The 16,716-nt window shown below is 65.2% G+C and carries 13 protein-coding genes and 1 pseudogene; 7 read left to right on the forward strand and 7 right to left on the reverse strand.

Annotation, left to right across the window (positions count from 1 at the left end; genetic code table 11):
• The first annotated feature begins 81 nt into the window (after nt 1–81).
• The 5 genes from ACN8M7_RS02225 to ACN8M7_RS02245 all read left to right on the forward strand — a co-directional run bounded on the left by ACN8M7_RS02225 (nt 82) and on the right by ACN8M7_RS02245 (nt 2,877).
• Nucleotides 82–387, forward strand: coding sequence for a nucleotide pyrophosphohydrolase (locus ACN8M7_RS02225; protein ID WP_143505484.1), 306 nt, complete (start codon nt 82–84; stop codon nt 385–387).
• The gene (locus tag ACN8M7_RS02230; protein WP_490259623.1) at nt 384–1,133 is read left to right on the forward strand and encodes a methyltransferase domain-containing protein; all 750 of its coding nucleotides are present in this window, start codon (nt 384–386) and stop codon (nt 1,131–1,133) included. The genes ACN8M7_RS02225 and ACN8M7_RS02230 overlap by 4 nt, the downstream gene beginning before the upstream one ends.
• A 75-nt stretch (nt 1,134–1,208) precedes the next feature.
• Complete coding sequence (locus ACN8M7_RS02235) at nt 1,209–1,790, forward strand: DUF4136 domain-containing protein (RefSeq protein WP_490259624.1); 582 nt, start codon at nt 1,209–1,211, stop codon at nt 1,788–1,790.
• Between the two features lie 21 nt (nt 1,791–1,811).
• Nucleotides 1,812–2,366 (forward strand): DUF4136 domain-containing protein, encoded by a 555-nt coding sequence (locus tag ACN8M7_RS02240; RefSeq protein ID WP_490259625.1) that lies wholly within the window; start codon nt 1,812–1,814, stop codon nt 2,364–2,366.
• 16 nt (nt 2,367–2,382) lie between these two features.
• Nucleotides 2,383–2,877 (forward strand): GNAT family N-acetyltransferase, encoded by a 495-nt coding sequence (locus tag ACN8M7_RS02245; protein WP_490259626.1) that lies wholly within the window; start codon nt 2,383–2,385, stop codon nt 2,875–2,877.
• 32 nt (nt 2,878–2,909) lie between these two features.
• Here ACN8M7_RS02245 and ACN8M7_RS02250 read toward each other — a convergent pair whose 3' ends face one another.
• Complete coding sequence (locus ACN8M7_RS02250) at nt 2,910–3,803, reverse strand: hypothetical protein (RefSeq protein WP_490259627.1); 894 nt, start codon at nt 3,801–3,803, stop codon at nt 2,910–2,912.
• A gap of 2 nt (nt 3,804–3,805) precedes the next feature.
• The gene (locus ACN8M7_RS02255; protein WP_490259628.1) at nt 3,806–4,516 is read right to left on the reverse strand and encodes a hypothetical protein; all 711 of its coding nucleotides are present in this window, start codon (nt 4,514–4,516) and stop codon (nt 3,806–3,808) included.
• A gap of 261 nt (nt 4,517–4,777) precedes the next feature.
• Here ACN8M7_RS02255 and ACN8M7_RS02260 point away from each other — a divergent pair, with 261 nt between their 5' ends.
• Both ACN8M7_RS02260 and ACN8M7_RS02265 read left to right on the forward strand, forming a co-directional pair.
• Entirely contained in the window at nt 4,778–5,227 is a 450-nt protein-coding gene (locus tag ACN8M7_RS02260) for a DMT family transporter (protein ID WP_490259629.1), read from the forward strand.
• A gap of 163 nt (nt 5,228–5,390) precedes the next feature.
• Nucleotides 5,391–6,518 carry a GGDEF domain-containing protein gene (locus tag ACN8M7_RS02265; protein ID WP_490259630.1) on the forward strand — a complete coding sequence of 376 codons (1,128 nt, stop codon included), beginning with the start codon at nt 5,391–5,393 and terminating at the stop codon, nt 6,516–6,518.
• A 102-nt stretch (nt 6,519–6,620) separates the two neighbouring features.
• Here the strand turns inward: ACN8M7_RS02265 and ACN8M7_RS02270 are convergent, their stop codons facing one another.
• The 5 genes and pseudogenes from ACN8M7_RS02270 to ACN8M7_RS02290 form a co-directional block, all read right to left on the reverse strand.
• Complete coding sequence (locus tag ACN8M7_RS02270; RefSeq protein ID WP_490259821.1) at nt 6,621–7,358, reverse strand: methyl-accepting chemotaxis protein; 738 nt, start codon at nt 7,356–7,358, stop codon at nt 6,621–6,623.
• 126 nt (nt 7,359–7,484) lie between these two features.
• Nucleotides 7,485–8,552, reverse strand: a pseudogene (locus tag ACN8M7_RS02275) (cache domain-containing protein); the annotation flags it as partial.
• 201 nt (nt 8,553–8,753) lie between these two features.
• Nucleotides 8,754–11,126 carry a peptidoglycan glycosyltransferase PbpC gene (gene pbpC / locus ACN8M7_RS02280; protein ID WP_490259631.1) on the reverse strand — a complete coding sequence of 791 codons (2,373 nt, stop codon included), beginning with the start codon at nt 11,124–11,126 and terminating at the stop codon, nt 8,754–8,756.
• A 33-nt stretch (nt 11,127–11,159) separates the two neighbouring features.
• On the reverse strand, nt 11,160–11,498 hold the full coding sequence (locus tag ACN8M7_RS02285; RefSeq protein WP_490259632.1) for an endonuclease domain-containing protein: 339 nt from the start codon (nt 11,496–11,498) through the stop codon (nt 11,160–11,162).
• Nucleotides 11,499–11,686: 188 nt separating this feature from the next.
• Complete coding sequence (locus ACN8M7_RS02290) at nt 11,687–16,597, reverse strand: alpha-2-macroglobulin family protein (protein WP_490259633.1); 4,911 nt, start codon at nt 16,595–16,597, stop codon at nt 11,687–11,689.
• Nucleotides 16,598–16,716: the final 119 nt, after the last annotated feature.

The following is a 16,716-nucleotide window of genomic DNA, read 5'->3' on the forward strand; positions in this document are numbered from 1 at the left end:
CTACGTGTGAATAAGCGCGCCGGGCAGCTTGCAGCGCGCGCCGTTCGAGTCGAAGCTATGCGGCTCGAACGGAGCCGCACCATGAACCTCGCTGAACTCACCGCCCGCATGCACGCCATTCGCGATCACAACGATTGGCGCCGTTACCAGAGCCCGAAGAACCTGGCCATGGCCGCCAGCGTGGAAATGGCCGAGCTGGTGGAAATCTTCCAGTGGCTGAGCGAAGAGCAGTCGCGCCAGCTGCCTGCCGACCAGCTCGCCCATGCCGGCCAGGAAGTGGCCGACGTGGTGCTCTATCTGCTGCAACTGTGCAGCGAGCTGGGCCTCGACATGAACCAGGTCGTGCTCGACAAGCTCGCCGACAACGAACGGCGTTTCCTCAAATGAGTGACCGCCACTTCGACGAACTCGCCACCCGCTTCGCCGAGAAGATCTACGGCGGCGCCAAGGGTGCCATCCGCCTCGCCGTGCTGCAGGCCGACCTGGCTGAAACGCTGCCGGATCGTCCGCTGCGCGTGCTGGATGTCGGTGCCGGCCTTGGCCACATGAGCCTGTGGCTGGCCCAGCGCGGTCATCAGGTCACCCTCGCCGAGCCCGCCGAACCCATGCTCGCCGGAGCACGCCAGCGCTTCGCCGAGGCAGGCCAGCACGCCACCTTCATCCAGGCGCCCTGGCAGGACCTGCTCGGCCAACTGCCGAAGCCCTTCGACCTGGTGCTGTGCCACGCTGTGCTGGAGTGGCTGGCCGAACCGGCGGCAATCCTGCCAGCGCTGCATCAGTTGACGGCCAGGGACGGCTGGCTGTCGCTGGCCTTCTACAACAAGGACGCGCTGATCTACCGCAACCTGCTCAAGGGGCATTTCCGCAAGCTGCGCAAGGAGCGTTTCGCCGGCGAAGGCCAGAGCCTGACCCCGCAACAGCCGCTCGACCCAAACGAGCTGGACACGCAACTCGCCGCCAACTGGCAGGTCGAAAGCCGTAGCGGCGTGCGCGTATTCCACGACTACATGCCGCCGGAATTCCAGGCCAAGGCCGAGCTGATCGACCTGCTGGAAATGGAGTTGGCGTACCGTCGCCACCCAAGCTTCGCCGGCCTGGGCCGCTACCTGCACTGGATCTGCCGGCCGACCTGAGTGCATTGGACGAAGCCGGTGGGCCAGCGTAGCCTGAAGCCATCGGGGATGCCGCGCACGACCAAGGAGACGACCATGCGCACCGCCATAGCCATACTCATCCTGCCGCTGCTAGCCGCCTGCCAGAGCCAGAATCCGTACCAGGCCGAGTCGCTACCCATGCCACCGGCGCCGCCCGAAGCGGCCACCACCTTCGATCGCAGCGCCTACCCGGCAGCACCGCGTGACTACGGCCGTTACCGCAGCTGGAGCTGGCTCGATGGCCGCGCACCAGGCGCTGATCAGCTGGCCGACAGTGTCAGCGCCGGCCTCGACCAATACGGCCTGCGCCCTGCACTCAATGGCCCTGGCGACGTGCTGGTCAGCGCCCGCATCAGCCAGGAAACCCGTTTGCGCCAATACCAGGACAACGTCGGCGGCTACTACGGCACCGGCAGCCACTGGGATCGCAGCTACGGCGCCTACGGCAGCGTCCCCATCGTGCGCACCTACGAACAGAAAGTGGCCGTGGTACGCATCGAACTGATCGACCCACGCGACCGCCAGGTGGTCTGGTCAGGTAGCGGCGAAGCCGTGGCCGGCAAGGACCAGGCGGCACAGGCCGACGCCATGCGTGCGGCCATCCGCAGCGCACTGGACGGCTACCCACCCTATTGATCGCAAGCCTTGGAGAGCACCATGCGTAACCTGTCCTACCTGATCGTGGCGCTACTCCTGAGTGGCTGCGCCAGCGTCAGCCTGGAGCGCGACTTCGACCCCAGCCGCGACTTCGGCGCCTACCGCAGCTGGAGCTGGATGGACGCCAAGCTGCTCTACCAGCCAGACGACATACGCCTGAAGAGCGACCTCACCGAAGCGCGCATCAGCCAGGCCGTCGCCGAACAACTCGAACAGCGCGGCCTGCGTCAGGCAGCCGACGGCCAGGGCGACCTGAAAGTGCAGAGCGTGCTGATCGTCGACGAGCGCCAGGATCAGATCACCACTCAATACGGCGGTGGCTGGGGTGGCTATTGGGGTGGTTACTGGGGAGGCCCGGCCTTCACCGAAACACGCCGCGTGGACTACAAGGTCGCCACCTTGCAGATCGATCTGTACGACGCCAAGGACGGCAAGCTGGTGTGGCGCGGCAGTGGTGAACAGATCATGCGCGCTCAGCCGCCCACACCGGCCGAGCGTGAACGAGCGATCCGCGAAACCGTCACCCAGGTGCTCTCGCAATATCCACCGCGCTGAACAAGGACCTCTCGGCTTGAACGCAAACCTGCAACACCGCCCGGCCACCGCTGCCGACCTCGGCGACGTGGTCGGCTTCCCGCAGAACCTCGATGAGCTGTTCTTCTGCTACCCCAAGGCCATCTGGCCGCTCGACGTCGGCCAGCTCGCTGCAGCCATCGCCGAGCGACGCGAGAGCACCGTGGTGGAGCTGGATGGGCAAGTCGCCGGCTTCGCCAATTTCTACCAATGGCAGCACGGCGAGTTCTGCGCCCTGGGCAACCTCATGGTGGCGCCCTGGGCACGTAGCCAGGGCGTGGCGCGATACCTGGTGGAAGTGATGGAGCGAATCGCTCGCGAGCGCTACAAGGCACCGCTGATGAAGGTGTCCTGCTTCAACGCCAACGCCGGCGGCCTGCTGCTCTACACGCGCATGGGCTACCACACCGTTGGCATCGCCGAACGCCGCGCCCCGGATGGCAGGCGCGTTGCACTGGTGCAGTTGGAAAAGCCGCTGCACACAGACACATAGGTCGGTCGCCGAGGCGACCCGACTGACAGTCGTTAGTGCGCCTCGACAGCCACCGGCATGGATTTGAGCCAGCCTCGCAGGCTGAAAAACACCGAGCGAGAACCTCCCAGTGCGAGCAGGCGGCCGCGCTCGACATGCCGCGTCGCGCCAAGCTGATAGCGCAGGGTCTGCTCCTGGCTGGCAACCCCGGAGAATCTGTTCGTGCGCCAGTCGCTGGCCAGCAGCGCGGCGCAGTCACCCACGCCAGCGTTGGCAGCCGCATGCAAGCGGGTCGCGTCCTGCTCCAGCCAGCGGCTCGCACAATCCTCGCATTGCTCGGGTTCGGCAAACGATTCGATGCGCCCGGCATACAGGACTTTCGGACCTTGCGTCACACGTGCCTCGCAGACCAAACGCAGCACCTGCATACCCTCACTGAAGCGCAAGCGCGGAGTGATTCGCAGGTTGAGGTCGGCAGTCGTGGCCGGCGCATAGCCTTGTTCGGCTAGAACCCGGCTGTAGGCCGCTCGGTAATAGTCTGCCCAGTCGTGATCGCCAAGGGCCTGATTGACCGGTTCGATCTGACGCCTGGCAGAAAGACGAGCGTCTCGCTCGACACCCGATTGCGACAGGTTAGCCAGCAACATCGAACCGATCACCGTTCCCATGACGGCAGCGCCACCCCCTCCGGTACCGGAGTTGGCCACTCCCTGCATGGTACTGCTGAGGTGCCTGGAGGTTTGCTGGCCAGCTTCGAACAAGCGTGCGCCATCGACAGCGACATCCGCATTCAACCAACCATCGTCAGGGGCCTCGATGATCAGCTGAAAGCCCTGCGCCAGCTGCGCCTCCAGCGTCTCGCTGCGCACAGGAGCCAGGTTCGGATCAGTCGCACACCCTGACAGTGCAAGCCCCAGCAGAGCGGCACCGACCAGCCCAGGGCGCACGATCAGTTACTGGATAGCTGCTGCGCATCGAAAGGCAGCAGGATCTTTTGCTCAACTTCGTCCAGCGCCTTGTAGAACGCGTTGGTCAGATTGGGGTATTCAGGCGATTCATCCCATTCGCCTTCCGCGGCACGGCTCACAGCCGAGGGCTGGAAGTAGACCAGGCGATTGTCATCCAGGTCGACAATGGTGGTGACCATCGTTACCAGGGAAACCGGGTCACTGGTAGGAATCATGCCGTAATAGCTGCGCGTCGTACCGTTAACGCCAACCATGAGCAACACCACTTTATCGATCCCCTCCTGAGCCTTGAGCGGCGTCATGTCGAGGTCGGCGTACCCCAGCTTGCGTTGGGCCTTCTTGAAGTCCTTGAAGTCATAGGGCTTGTCCAGCAGCTTGACGCTGTAGCCCTGAGCCTGCAGGCGCTCGGCGACCTTCTGCTGCAAGCCCCGCAGGCTAGTGGAGTCCCAGCTCTCGACCTTCTTGGTCAGCCCCGAAGCCATGCCTTTGTTGACTGCGATGTCCAGCAGGCCCTGCTGCCCGGTCATCTGAACCGAAGGGGCGGGAATCTCGGTAATGGCGATGCCGATGCGATCCTGCTTCTCAGCCCAGAAAGCTTGGTCCATGGCAACCGGCGGCTGAGGCGTTGCACAACCAGTCAACGCTGCCAGAGCAATGAATACAAGCGCCAGACCGGCACGAATTCCTTTCATGGTGTTCTTCCTTGTTTATGTAGATGAGCCTGGCGCGACGAGCCAGAGACAGGCGCGCAAGAGTAATACCACTTAGCCACTATGCAAAGTGGGTACAGCCTGTCCGAGCGGGTCGGATTCCAGATACGTGAGGTAGTCGCCAATTATGCGCAATGGAAATGCACAGCGACCGGGCACCCAGCCTCGTGCAAATGCGCATGAGCTGCATCCCGAAGGCGCGCGCCGCATAATTGCGCCTTTGTGTAACTCTAGGAGCGTCCCATGAATCAAGTCAGCGGCTGGCTACTGGCCCTGCCCTTCCTCGCCGGCGCGGTGCTGCCTCTGCAGGCTGGTATCAATGGCCAGCTTGCCCGTCACCTTTCCAGTGTCTTCGCCGCTGCGCTGATCTCCTTCATCGTCGGCAGCCTGGCGTTGCTGCTGATGACCCTGAGCCAACGCGAGATGCCGGGGCTCGGCGCGCTCCGGGAGCTGACCTGGTGGCACTGGAGCGGAGGCCTGCTCGGCGCCTTCTTCATCGCCACGGCAGCTTTCGCCGGGCCACGCGTGGGCGCGCTGCTGTTCATGGTGCTGGTGATCGCCGGACAGCTGGCCATGGCCATCACCCTCGATCATTTCGGCTGGGCCGGCTTTCGCGAATCCCCCATCACCTTCGGCAAGGTGGCAGGTCTGCTGCTGATCGTGGCCGGTATCTGGATGATTCGCCGCGGCTGACGGGCGGCCGTAAATACTGGCAGAAGGACACTCTTGCGCTCCCGAAAGACGCTATGCTCGCAACATGCTATTTCTGTGATCACAAAAAAGCCTCCTGGAGAAGGCTCTGACGTCACCCGCGAGGGCCCGGAGGTGGCTGCCTGCGGTGGCAGGCCGAAAAACGATGACCGACGCCGAAGTACCGCGCCAACCCAACACCTTCGCCCTGTGGCGTGAAGTGGATGACACCCGTATCCGCACCCGCCTGGGTGGCATCTTCTACCTGCTGGCCTGGCTGCTGACCTGGGCCTTCAGCACAGAGCCTGGCAGCCTGATGTTCATCGGGCTGCTGGGCAGTATCCTGTTCGCCGGCCTGATGGCGGCGCGTTTGCTGCACCGCCCCGATGGCATCGACAGTCCCGAGCAGTTGCAGCGTTGGCTCGACCGCCACTGGGGCCTGATCCTGCTGACCTCATTGTGCTGGGGCCAGGCCCACGCACTGGCGCTATACAGCGACGCCTACACCGGCTCGCAGATGATCGCCACCCTGGCCACGGTGGCCTTCGCCACGGCGATGACCTTCAACTTCGCCATGCGCCGGGGCCGTGCCCTGCTGGCGCTGGCCCTGCTCTATCTGCCAGGCCTGGCAGTGATGGCACTGCACTGGCAACAGATGCACGCAATGCTGATCACCCTGACCTTCTACCTCGGCTATCTGGTTCTGGTACTGGGTCGCAATCATCGCGAATACCGCGCCACGCTGAATCTGGAGCTGAAGCTGCTGGAGCAGCAAAGCCAGCTGGATCTGCTCAGCCGCACCGATAGCCTGACCCAACTGGGCAATCGCTATCAGTTCAACAACCTGTTCCCCAGCCTGGTAGCCAGTGCTGTACGCCAGGGTGAGCCGCTGGCCCTGGTACTGATGGATATCGACTTCTTCAAGCAGGTCAACGATGAACACGGCCATACCGCTGGTGACCTGTGCCTGAGCGCCTTCGCCGAGCAGATGCGCAAGGTGTTTCGCCGTGATGGCGATGCCCTGCTCCGCCTGGGAGGCGAGGAGTTCGGCGTACTGCTACCAGGCACCACACTGGCCCAGGCCTGGGATCTGGCCGAACATTTCCGCCAGGTGCTGGAAACCGAAGGACTGCTGCTGGCCGGTCAGCGCCTGGAGCTGACCACCAGCCTGGGCGTCGGCTGCTTCAGCAGTCGCCACGATGACGACGCCGACGCCTTCTTCAAGCGCGTGGATGGTGCGCTCTACCGCGCCAAACGCGAGGGCCGCAACCGCCTGGTTGCGGCCGATCACTGAAGCGCGACGGCTTCAGGGGCGATGGCCAGGGTTCACCTGCAAGTCGGCGGCGATAAACGCTGCGCGTAACCCAGGCGGCCCCGCGGACAAGAGCCATCACGACTAGAGACGGAACTTGCCCATCTGCCCAGTCAGGTCATCGGCCAGGCGGCTGAGCGTCTGGCAATCCTCACGGCAGGCGCGCACCTCGCCGGCGGTGGCGTGGGCCAGATCGGCGATGCCCTGTACGTTGCGGTTGATCTCCTCGGTGACCGAACTCTGCTCTTCGGTCGCTGCAGCCACCTGAGTGTTCATGTCACTGATGCGCTCGACCTGCTCGGTGATGGCGCCGAGCGACTGCCCGGTACGCTGGCTGGACTCGACGCCGGTAACGGTAGCCGACTGGCCGGCATGCATGGAGCTGACGGCCGTTTCCGCGCCCTGCTTGAGGCGTTGAATCATCTGCTGGATCTCGTCAGTCGACGCCTGGGTGCGACTGGCCAGGGTCCGCACCTCATCGGCGACCACGGCAAATCCGCGGCCCATTTCCCCAGCGCGTGCGGCCTCGATGGCGGCATTCAGTGCCAGCAGATTGGTCTGCTCGGAGATACCACGAATCACCGCCAGCACCTGATCGATGGACGCGACCTGCTGGGCCAGCTCGCTTACCGCGCCCGCCGCACTGCCAATGTCGGCAGACATCTGCTCGATATGGGCGATGGACTGGCCCACCACCTGACGTGCCGTCTGCGCCTCATCACGCGCGCTGTGCGATGACTGCGCTGCATTGCTGGCGTTGCGTGCGATCTCCTGAACGGTCAGGCCCATCTCATGCACGGCGGTGGCCACCATATCGGTCATTTCCTGCTGCTGAACAGCACGGCCTGCGGTGTTCTCCACCACCTGCGCTACCTGGCTGACCGCCGTGCGCAGACGCTCGCTGGTGGCCAATACATCGCCGATCAGCTCGCGCTGACTGCCGAGAAAACGGTTGAAACCACGTGCCAGATCGCCCAACTCGTCGGCTCGCGACTCATCCAGGCGCCGCGTCAGGTCACCACCGCCGCCACCGATTTCCACCAGTGCCTGGGTCACCTGACGAATCGGCCGCACCAAGCCACGCGCCAGCAGCACCACCAGGCCGAGGAACAACAGCGCTACCGCGACGCCGATCAGGCTGGTCATCAGCAGCGCCTGGCGCGCCTCGGCGTAGACTTCGGCCTCGGGTACTTCGCTGACCAACAACCAGTCGATGCTGGCGAACTTCTGCGCCACCGCGAGAAAGGTCTCGCCGTTGCGCTCGAAGCGCACCGCCCGGCTGTCGCCCGAAAGCACCTGGCGGCTGGCGTCGGCGCCAAAAAGTTCGGCGAGCTTGCCGCTGCCGCTCAGCTCCGAGCGCGGGTGGACCTTGACGTTGCCCTGGCTGTCGATAAGAAACACCTGGCCGCGCTCGCCGAAACGGAACTCGCTGATCATCTTCGACATATCCGCCAGGCTGTAGCCGAGCCCGGCCACACCGAGGGTCTTGCCGCCCTGCTTGATCCGTTGGTTGATGAACAGCGTGGGTAGCCGGGTGGTCTTGTCGATGTCGATTTCCAGCACCCGGTCGCGATCGCTGTCGACCAGCCGATAGAACCACTGGTTTTCTGCCTGGCTGCGGTCGAGGGTGCGCATCAGCCCTTCGCCGGTGGTGTAGTTACCGCTGGCCAGGGCGACGATGGAGGTGGTCATGGCGTTCTGCTGAGCGCGCACGCCTTCCAGATAGCGCGCGAACTCGTCACGCCGGGAAGCATCCTCGCCGGCAGCCAACCAGTCCTGCACCAGGCTGTTCTCGGCAATCGAGGCGTTGGCGGTGATGGGCGCAGTCAGCACCCGTTCCAGATCGTTGCGAATCGCCAGCACGCGCGCCGGCAGCGCTTCTTCGATCAGGTAACGCTCGGTCAGGCGATTGACCACCGCCGAGTAGATGCCGACGACGATCAGAATGCTGGCCAGCAGGGCGGCGCCCATGCTGAGGATCAATTGCCACTGAATACTGCGTTGCCAGAGGCGCATGGGGGCTTCTCCCGCTGGAGGTTTAAAATTGGCCAGGCAATTGGATACAAAAATGTACACAAATTGCAAATCTGTTACCGCCAGATTTCATATCGGCGATTCAGGACCAAGCTTTATTCCCTGCAGCGAGGAATATTCGCAGCCATGCTCAGGCGCTCAGGCCAGAGCGGTCGCTGCTTGCAGATGGATGAACGAGTAGCCTCAGGGCCCTACGCTGAATTCCAGACGAGCGGTCTGCCCACCTTCATCGAGCACGCTCAGTTGATGCCTGCCGCTGTCGAACGCCTGGGTGAAGGGTGCATCCAGCGCACTCTCGCCCAGAGGCTGACCATCGAGAAACCACCAGCGCCGACCGCTGCCGCCCAGGGCCGAAAGACTCAGCCGTAGCGGTTCATGATTGCCTTGCGGGCGGCGCAAGCGATCACCGTCGCGTACACCGACGATGGACAGCGGTGCCACCTGACTGCTGCGCGGCGGCGGGCAGCGTGGATCGATACTCGGCAAGCGCGCAGCACGCTGCTCTCGGCGGGGCAGCCAGGGCTCCAGCGGCGCCGGCCACAACGCCAGCTCGCGCACTTCGGCAGCGACACAGTCCGGGCCGACGCGGCGCCCTTCGCCATTGACCCAATAACGCTCGCGCAAGCCGCTACCCAACGGCTGATCAGCCGCCAGCAGCGTGGGTGGCGTGGTGCCTTCGAGCGTCCAGGCGAAGCGCAGGCGCCGGCAGTTGGGATCATCCCTGCTCATCGGCTGCCCCAGCGGCCAACAGATGGCGGCCACGCCCACCTCGGGCGGCTGCGGATCAGCCGGCGCGGCGATACCGCGCTGACTGTCGCGATTGACCAGCAGATCATGCACCTGCAGCAACAGCGGCGCGGCCGACGCCAGGCCGAACTGGCCGGGCACCGGAGTGCCATCCGGGCGACCGATCCAGATACCGATCAGGTGACGCGGACCGACGCCGATGGCCCAGGCATCGCGAAAGCCGTAGCTGGTGCCGGTCTTCCAGGCCAGGGTCGGACGCTGCGCCAGGTAGGCGCGTGGGTCACGATCAGGGCGCGCCTGACCGCTGAGGATGCGCCTGATGATCCACGCCGAACCGGGCGACAGCAGGCGCCGCTCGCGCAGCTCATCACTCGGCCGCAGGCGCGGCTTGGCCGCCATGCCGCCGCGCGCGAATGCGCTGTAGCCCGCTACCAGCGATTCCAGACGCGAGCCGCCGCCGCCCAGAATCAGCGCCAGGTTCGGCTCGGCCAGCGCCGGCAGGCGAATCGGCACACCGGCACTGCGCAGTTCACCGGCAAAGCGCTTCGGCCCGTAGGCCTCGAGCAGTTGCACGGCAGGCAGGTTCAGCGAAGTGGCCAGCGCCTCGCTGGCCGACACCGGGCCGATGAAGCCGGCGGCGAAATTGCCGGGACGGTAATCGCCGTAGTGCCGTGGCACGTCCTGCAGCAGCGATTCGGAATGGATCAGCCCGGCATCCAGGGCCATGCCGTAGAGGAAGGGTTTCAGCGTCGAGCCGGGCGAACGCAGGGCGCGCACCATGTCGACATGCCCGAAGCGCGCGGTGTCGGCGATATCCACCGAGCCGAGGTAGGCACGCACGGCCATGCTCGGGTGCTCGACCACCAGGATTGCCGCCGAGGTGCGCTCCGGCAGGCGTGCCCGCCAGCCCAGCAGCAAGTCTTCCAGGCGCTGCTGCAAACCGGCATCGAGGGTGGTGCGGATCAGCGGCGGACTGCCGGGGCGGTTCAGACGGCGCGCCAACAACGGCGCCAGGCTTGGCTCACGGCGCGGAGCGAGAAACACCGGCTCCTCCAGCGCCTCGTCCACCTGGGCCTGCGGCCATACCTGAAATTCCCCCAGGCGGCGCAGCACCTTGTCGCGCGCGGCCTGGGCGCGCTCGGGATGACGGTCCGGACGCAAGCGGCTGGGCGCCTGCGGCAGCACCGCGAGCAGCGCGGCATCGGCGCGGGTCAGCTGGCTTGGTGGCTTGCCCAGATAACTCCAGCTGGCGGCTGCCACGCCCTGCAGAGTGCCCCCGAAGGGCGCACGGTTGAGGTACAGGGTAAGAATTTCGTCCTTGGACAGATGCCACTCCAGCTGCGCGGTGCGCCACAACTGCTTGAGCTTGCCGGGCAGGTCACGCCCATGCGGATCGAGCAGACGCGCCACCTGCATCGACAGCGTACTGCCGCCGGACACCACGCGCCCACCGCTAAGGTTCTGCCAGGCGGCACGGGCCAGCGACAGCGGGTTGACCCCGGGGTGCTGGCGGAACCAGCGATCCTCGTAGGTCAGCAGCGCTTCCAGGTAATAGGGCGAAACCTCTTCGGGCGTCACCGGGTAGCGCCAGACACCGTCACGATCAGCGAAACGCCACAGCGGCGTACCGTCCTCGGCCAGCACCACGCGAGCCAGGTCGTCCTCGGGCAGCGGCAGTGGGAAGAGGCGGTCGGCGAGCCAGAGCAGAGTCAGAGGAAGCAGGAGGATAAGGAGCGCTCTCTGCCCTCTCCCCCAGCCCCTCTCCCGCAAGCGGGAGAGGGAAGCCGCTCGGTGGCTGGTCTCAGTCATATCGACACCCGCACCATCCCTGCGAAGACGTACCTATTCATCAGGACGAGCAACCTTGCGAATCTGCTCAAGCACAGCCTCCGTCTCGGCCAGTATCTGATGATTCCAAAAACGCAGCACACGATAGCCTCGACTCTCCAGATAATCCTCACGTTGCTGGTCGTACTCCGTCTGTTGCGGGTGTTGGCCACCGTCCAGCTCGATGACCAGCCAGCGTTCGGCGCAGATGAAGTCGACGATATAGGGACCAATGGGTTTCTGCCGTTTGAACTTCAGGCCTAGGAAGCGGTGAGCACGCAGGTAATACCAGAGCCGTTGTTCGGCATCGGTCATCTCGCGGCGCAGGTGTTTGGCGTTGTCGAGTAGCGTCATGGTTCCTCCTTGAACCTTTTTGCCCTCTCCCCCACCCCCTCTCCCGCAAGCGGGAGAGGGGAGCGATATGAGGTAAGCCGGATATTGAGTACACCCTGCCTTGCAAGCAGTGTGACGCGTATCTGACAGCTGGCACGATCAGCCCCCTCTCCCATTCATGGGAGAGGGTTGGGGAGAGGGCAGCTTTTTTATCGCCCCCTAACCACCAGCGAAGACGGCGCACTACCCAGCGCCTGCCAGCTCGGCCGGTACATGGACTCCACCTGCGGTGGCGGTACGCGGTAGCTGCCAGGCGTCACCGCGCGGGCCAGGTAGAGCAGATGGGTGGTGCCGTAGCCTTCCACGTCTACCGCCGCCACGTAGCGATCGCCGCGGTATTCCTGGTGCTTGATCCGCGCGTTCTGCATGGAGCGGCGCCATTCCTTGACGTTGCTACCGGCGTCATCAAGGCTCGCCGCGCTTTGCGCCAGATTCTGGTTCTCCAGCTCCAGGCCGGCCGGCAGCAGGTCGACCACCAGGGCATCCGGTACGCGCTGCTTGGCGCGCACGGCCAGGTGCACCAGCACCAGCTCGCCGCTGTCCAGGTGCTGCAGATCCAGCGGACGGCCATCCATGCCGAGATACTCGCGCTCGATGCTGAGGTTCTCACCACCGGCGCTCGGCGCCTGGCTCGGGTAACCGGACAGGGTCAGCTGCTGATACAGGGTGGCGCTGCCTGCGTTGCTCACGCTCAGCGGTTCGGCCAGCTCCGCACGCTCCAGCTTGATGCCGGGCTGCTGGTTGCTCAGGTCGAACTGGAAGGCGCCGCTGGCCAGTTTGGCGCTCCAGGCCTGCTCGGGTTTGCCGAGAATGCCGCGACCGGCGAGGAACAGCGAGTTGCGTTCCTGAGTCGACAGCCAGCGCTGGCCAGCCAGCTCATCCGCCAGGTTGAACAGCCGCTTTTCGCGCTGGCCGGCAGCCAGATCGTGCTCTTCCAGCAGGGCGAGGATCAGCGCCTGGTCACGCAGCGGACTGCCGTAATCGGCCATCCAGCGCTCAGCATCGCGCTGTTGGATCAAGCCCTGATTCAGCGCCTGCTCGGCACGCGGCGCATCGCCCATCAGCTTCAGCGCGGCGGCCAACTGGACCAGCGGCAGGCCGGAGCGGGCGTCGTTACGACGGTCGAACAGACTGCGCAGCGCACCCAGTGGCGCCTGCTGGCTGCGCGCCAGAACATAGCCAGCGTAGGCCTGCACGGCGAAGCGGGTGTGGGCGAAGTCCTGGCTGTAGCTGGCTTCGATCAGGCTGCTCTGCTGCAGGTAGCGCAGCAGGCGGTCGGTGGCCTTCTTCAGGGCTTCCTGCGGCACTCCGAAACCCTGCTCGCGGGCACGCAGGAGGAAGTCGGTGACATAGACTGTGAGCCAATATTCCTCTTCGCTCTCGGCGCTCCACAGGCCGAAGCCACCATTGTGGCGCTGCATGCCGAGCAGCCGCTCGATACCCAGCTCGATGCTCTTGCGCCGCTGCTCGTCCGGCTCGCCTTCCAGGCCGAGACGCTTGAGGCTCGCGGCGTCGGCGTAGAGTGACGGATACAGGCCACTGGTGGTCTGCTCCAGGCAGCCGTAGGGGTATGCCTTGAGTGCACGAATCTGCTCACCGAGGTTGAGCGGCGGCCGGCTCGACAGCGCCAGCACGGCCTCCAGCCCGGCCGGTTCGAACTGATTGAGGGTGCCAGTCGGCATGCTCCATGGCTCGCCCTCCCCCAGTACCGCACGGAAGTGCTGCAGCTGCGCCGGATAGGCCGGGCGAATACCCAGCGTCCACTCGCGGCTGAAGTCACCTAGAGACTCGTTCGGCAGCGCCAGGCCCTGTACCTCGACATGGATACGCCCCTGACCCAGGCCACCTTCGGCCCGTACCGGGATGCGCAGGGTGGTGCGCTCGCCGTCCTTCAGGCTGATCGGCGATTCACCCTTGCCGAGCAGGCGCAGTTGCCCCTCGACGTCGAGTTGCACATCGAGTTTCTGCTCGCTGCCGGATAGGTTGGTCAGGTCCAGCGCCAGGGTGGTTTCGTCACCACCGGCAAGGAAGCGCGGCATCGACAGCTCGGCGATCAGCGGCGCGGCGACGACCGTCTTGGCCTCGGCCATACCGAAGCGCTCGTCGGTCCAGGCTTGCGCCATCAGGCGCAGCTCGCCATTGAAGTCGGGGATATCCAGGCTGACTTCGCCTTCGCCCTTGTCATCGAGCTTCAGCGCATCGCTCTGCAGCGCGACGATCAGAACGCTGGTATCCGGGCGTTTGCCACCGGCGGCGAGACCGGCGTCACCGCCGAAGGCCAGGCTGGCAACGCGCCCCTGCGCTTCGATCAGTTGCCCGTAAATATCCAGCTGGTCGGCGCCATAGGCCTTGCGCCCGAAGAACGTGGCGAACGGATCGGGGGTGGCGTAGCTGGTGATGTTGAGGATGCCCACATCGACCGCTGCGACCAGCACATGCACCGTCTCGGGAATGCTGCCATCGGCGTTGCGCGCGCTGACCTTGACCTTCAGCGGCTGCTTCGGACGCATCTTCTCCGGCGCCTGCAGGCTCACCGCCAACTTGCGTGGAGCGCGCTCCAGCGGCAGGTGCAGCAGGCCAACGGCACGCTTGGGCGTGACCTGCGCCTTGCGCTCGCCTGGGCGAATCACCAGGGCGCTGAGGTACAGGTCATGACGCGCCCATTGCTTGTCGATGGGCAGCTCGAAGGTCTTGCCTTCGGCCGGCACGCTGATTTCCTGCCACCACAGCGGCCCCTCGCTGGACTCGACCAGCAGGTAGCCGTTGCCGGCAGCCGGCGGGGTGACGGTGATCTTGGCCACGTCGCCAGCGGCGTAGGCAGGCTTGTCCAGCGCCAGCTTGACCTGGTCCGGGCGCACCGCACCACCGTCGGCGTTGTCCTGCCAACGGTAGCCGGCCCAGAAACGCAGGCTGCTGACCAGGCCGGTCTGGTTGTCCACCACCTCGACCCGATACGGGCCCCACTCCACCGGGAAGCTGACCTTGGCGGTGCCGCCGGCAGCGACCTTCAGCGGCTCGTCGCTGAGGGTGAGGAATTTCTCGTTGTAGTTGTGGCGCCAGCCCTCACCGTCGGAGAAGCTCCAGAAATAGTCGCGACGCTCACGCACCAGGCGCACGTTGAGGTTGTCGGCGGCCAGCTTGTTGCCGGCGGCATCGGCCACGAGGATTTCGAATTCGGCCAGGCTGTCGGCATCGACCTCTTCGCCGTCGAACAGCCCACGCAGGCCCGGCAAACGTTCGGCCGGCCATACCGGCTGAACGATGCGGCGGGTGATCGGGCGGCCACCGGACTCCTGCAAGCTGGCCTGGAGGATCAGGCGCAGTGGCGACTTGGCGTCGCTCCAGCGATTTTCCGGGCGCAACACGGCACGCCCTTCATCGTCCAGGTTCTGTTCGTCGAGTTCCTGATCCTGGCTCAGCTCGGCCTCGGTGATGTCGCCGAACTGATAACCCGGCAGGCTGGCCACGGCTTCGCGCAGCGGGCGCACGTAGAGTTGCCCGGTCAGGCGGTTGCCTGCGGCTGGAGCACCGTACAGATAACGCCCGGTCACCGCGAATTCGGCGCTGTCGCCCGGCGCGTAGGGCTGATCCTGGCCCTTGAGTTCCAGAGCCATGCGCTCGGGCAAAAAGTCCTCGACGAGAAACTCATAGAGCTGCGGGTTGCCGTCGCCCAGGTCGAGCAGCAGTTGCCAGCGGCCGGTCGGCGCCTCTTCGGCCAGCGGCAGCTGATATTGATAGAGGCCGTCATCACCGGCATTCCAGACGAACTTGCGGCTGATCTGCTCATCCGGGCGGCGCACCTCGACGCTGACCGGCTGCGCCTTGACCGGGCTGCCGTCGGCATCACGCAGCAAGCCATTGAGCAGGACGGTCTCGCCAGGGCGATACAGATCGCGCGGGCCGAACACGAAGAACTGCAAGGCATGCGCCTTGGGGCCGGTGATGTCGAACTCGGCCAGGTCCAGCGCTGGCGTGTTCAGGCGCAGCAGGCTGGTCTGCTCGTCCTGCTTGGCCAGCAGCACCTGGGCCTTGGCTGGCAGCGGCATCTGCGCATGGCCAGCCGAATCGGTCTTGCCTTCGGCGAGCAGCGCGCCGTCACCGTCTAGCAGCTCCAGCTGCACGCCGGACTGCGCCTTGCCACCTTCCAGCGCCTGGGTGAAAACATCGAGACGGTCGCGATAGCGATGAGCGGACAGACCAATATCGCTCAGGGAAAACAGCGTAGCCGGCTGCGAATAGCTGTAACTGCCGGCCTCACGCATCACCGCCAGGTACACGCCCGGCTGCTTGAACGGCTCCAGGCCGGCGATGGGCAGCAGCAGGGTCTCGCGGGTATTGCGCGCCGGGTTCAGGTCGAAACGCCCGCCATAGACCAGATCGGCCATCGGCAGCAGCTCGCGCGCTTCCCAGGTATCCAGGTTGCTGGCTCGGCCCCAGCGCGACAGGAAATTCGGCAGTGCCTCGGGCTTGATGCGGAAGAACTCGACATTGACCTTGTCGACGTTCAGGGCGATCACCGGCAGGCCTTCGGCCAGCCTTGTCGGCAGCAGCGAGCCACGGCTGGCAAAACCGACACTGGCCTGCAGGTCACGGGTTTCGAAGCGGCTGACATGTTCGGCGGCGAGCTTGCCGCCATTGATCGATTTGAGCCCGGCATCGATGGTCAGCACCAGTTTGCGCTTGGGCTCCAGGTGACGCAGGCGTAGCTCGCTAAGGTTGTCGGTCAGCTCCCAGGCGCCATCGACCTTGCCTGAGACGCTGTCGACCAGATGCAGGCGCTGGGCGAAGGGCTGCTCGGGGTCCAGCGGAATGGAGAAGGTCACCGACAGCGCACTGGCACCGTCAAGCTGCACCTCGGAGACGTCGACCACCTCCAGTTCGCGTCCGGCGTAGCGCTTGGCCAGCGCCTCGCGGTCGACCGCAGGCGCGGGTGCCTGCGGCTGTTGCGCAGCAGGGGCAGCGGGGGTCACCGTGGCTGGGGGTTCAGAAGAATCGCAGGCGCTGAGCAGGGTCAGTGGCAGCGTAAGTGCGAGGGCCAGAAGCAGTCCTTTGTTCGGCATTGCGGGCTCCGGAATCAGGGGGCGCAGAAGCCGACAACTATAGCTGAGGCGCACTGGCAGCGACGAGCCATCCCGACGAATTCGCCAAGCCACTCACACTCCTGAGGCGATGTGCGGCT

The organism is Pseudomonas spartinae (assembly GCF_965197125.1).
In the GTDB taxonomy this organism is placed as follows: domain Bacteria; phylum Pseudomonadota; class Gammaproteobacteria; order Pseudomonadales; family Pseudomonadaceae; genus Aquipseudomonas; species Aquipseudomonas composti_A.

What these genes read in the sequence shown, in the direction of transcription:
- ACN8M7_RS02265 (WP_490259630.1), top strand. Translation starts at nt 5,391, where the DNA reads ATGACCGACGCCGAAGTACCGCGCCAACCCAACACCTTCGCCCTGTGG.
- ACN8M7_RS02225 (WP_143505484.1), top strand. Translation starts at nt 82, where the DNA reads ATGAACCTCGCTGAACTCACCGCCCGCATGCACGCCATTCGCGATCAC.
- ACN8M7_RS02230 (WP_490259623.1), top strand. Translation starts at nt 384, where the DNA reads ATGAGTGACCGCCACTTCGACGAACTCGCCACCCGCTTCGCCGAGAAG.
- ACN8M7_RS02255 (WP_490259628.1), bottom strand. Translation starts at nt 4,516, where the DNA reads ATGAAAGGAATTCGTGCCGGTCTGGCGCTTGTATTCATTGCTCTGGCA.
- pbpC (WP_490259631.1), bottom strand. Translation starts at nt 11,126, where the DNA reads ATGACTGAGACCAGCCACCGAGCGGCTTCCCTCTCCCGCTTGCGGGAG.
- ACN8M7_RS02285 (WP_490259632.1), bottom strand. Translation starts at nt 11,498, where the DNA reads ATGACGCTACTCGACAACGCCAAACACCTGCGCCGCGAGATGACCGAT.
- ACN8M7_RS02240 (WP_490259625.1), top strand. Translation starts at nt 1,812, where the DNA reads ATGCGTAACCTGTCCTACCTGATCGTGGCGCTACTCCTGAGTGGCTGC.
- ACN8M7_RS02235 (WP_490259624.1), top strand. Translation starts at nt 1,209, where the DNA reads ATGCGCACCGCCATAGCCATACTCATCCTGCCGCTGCTAGCCGCCTGC.
- ACN8M7_RS02270 (WP_490259821.1), bottom strand. Translation starts at nt 7,358, where the DNA reads ATGACCGATATGGTGGCCACCGCCGTGCATGAGATGGGCCTGACCGTT.
- ACN8M7_RS02260 (WP_490259629.1), top strand. Translation starts at nt 4,778, where the DNA reads ATGAATCAAGTCAGCGGCTGGCTACTGGCCCTGCCCTTCCTCGCCGGC.
- ACN8M7_RS02290 (WP_490259633.1), bottom strand. Translation starts at nt 16,597, where the DNA reads ATGCCGAACAAAGGACTGCTTCTGGCCCTCGCACTTACGCTGCCACTG.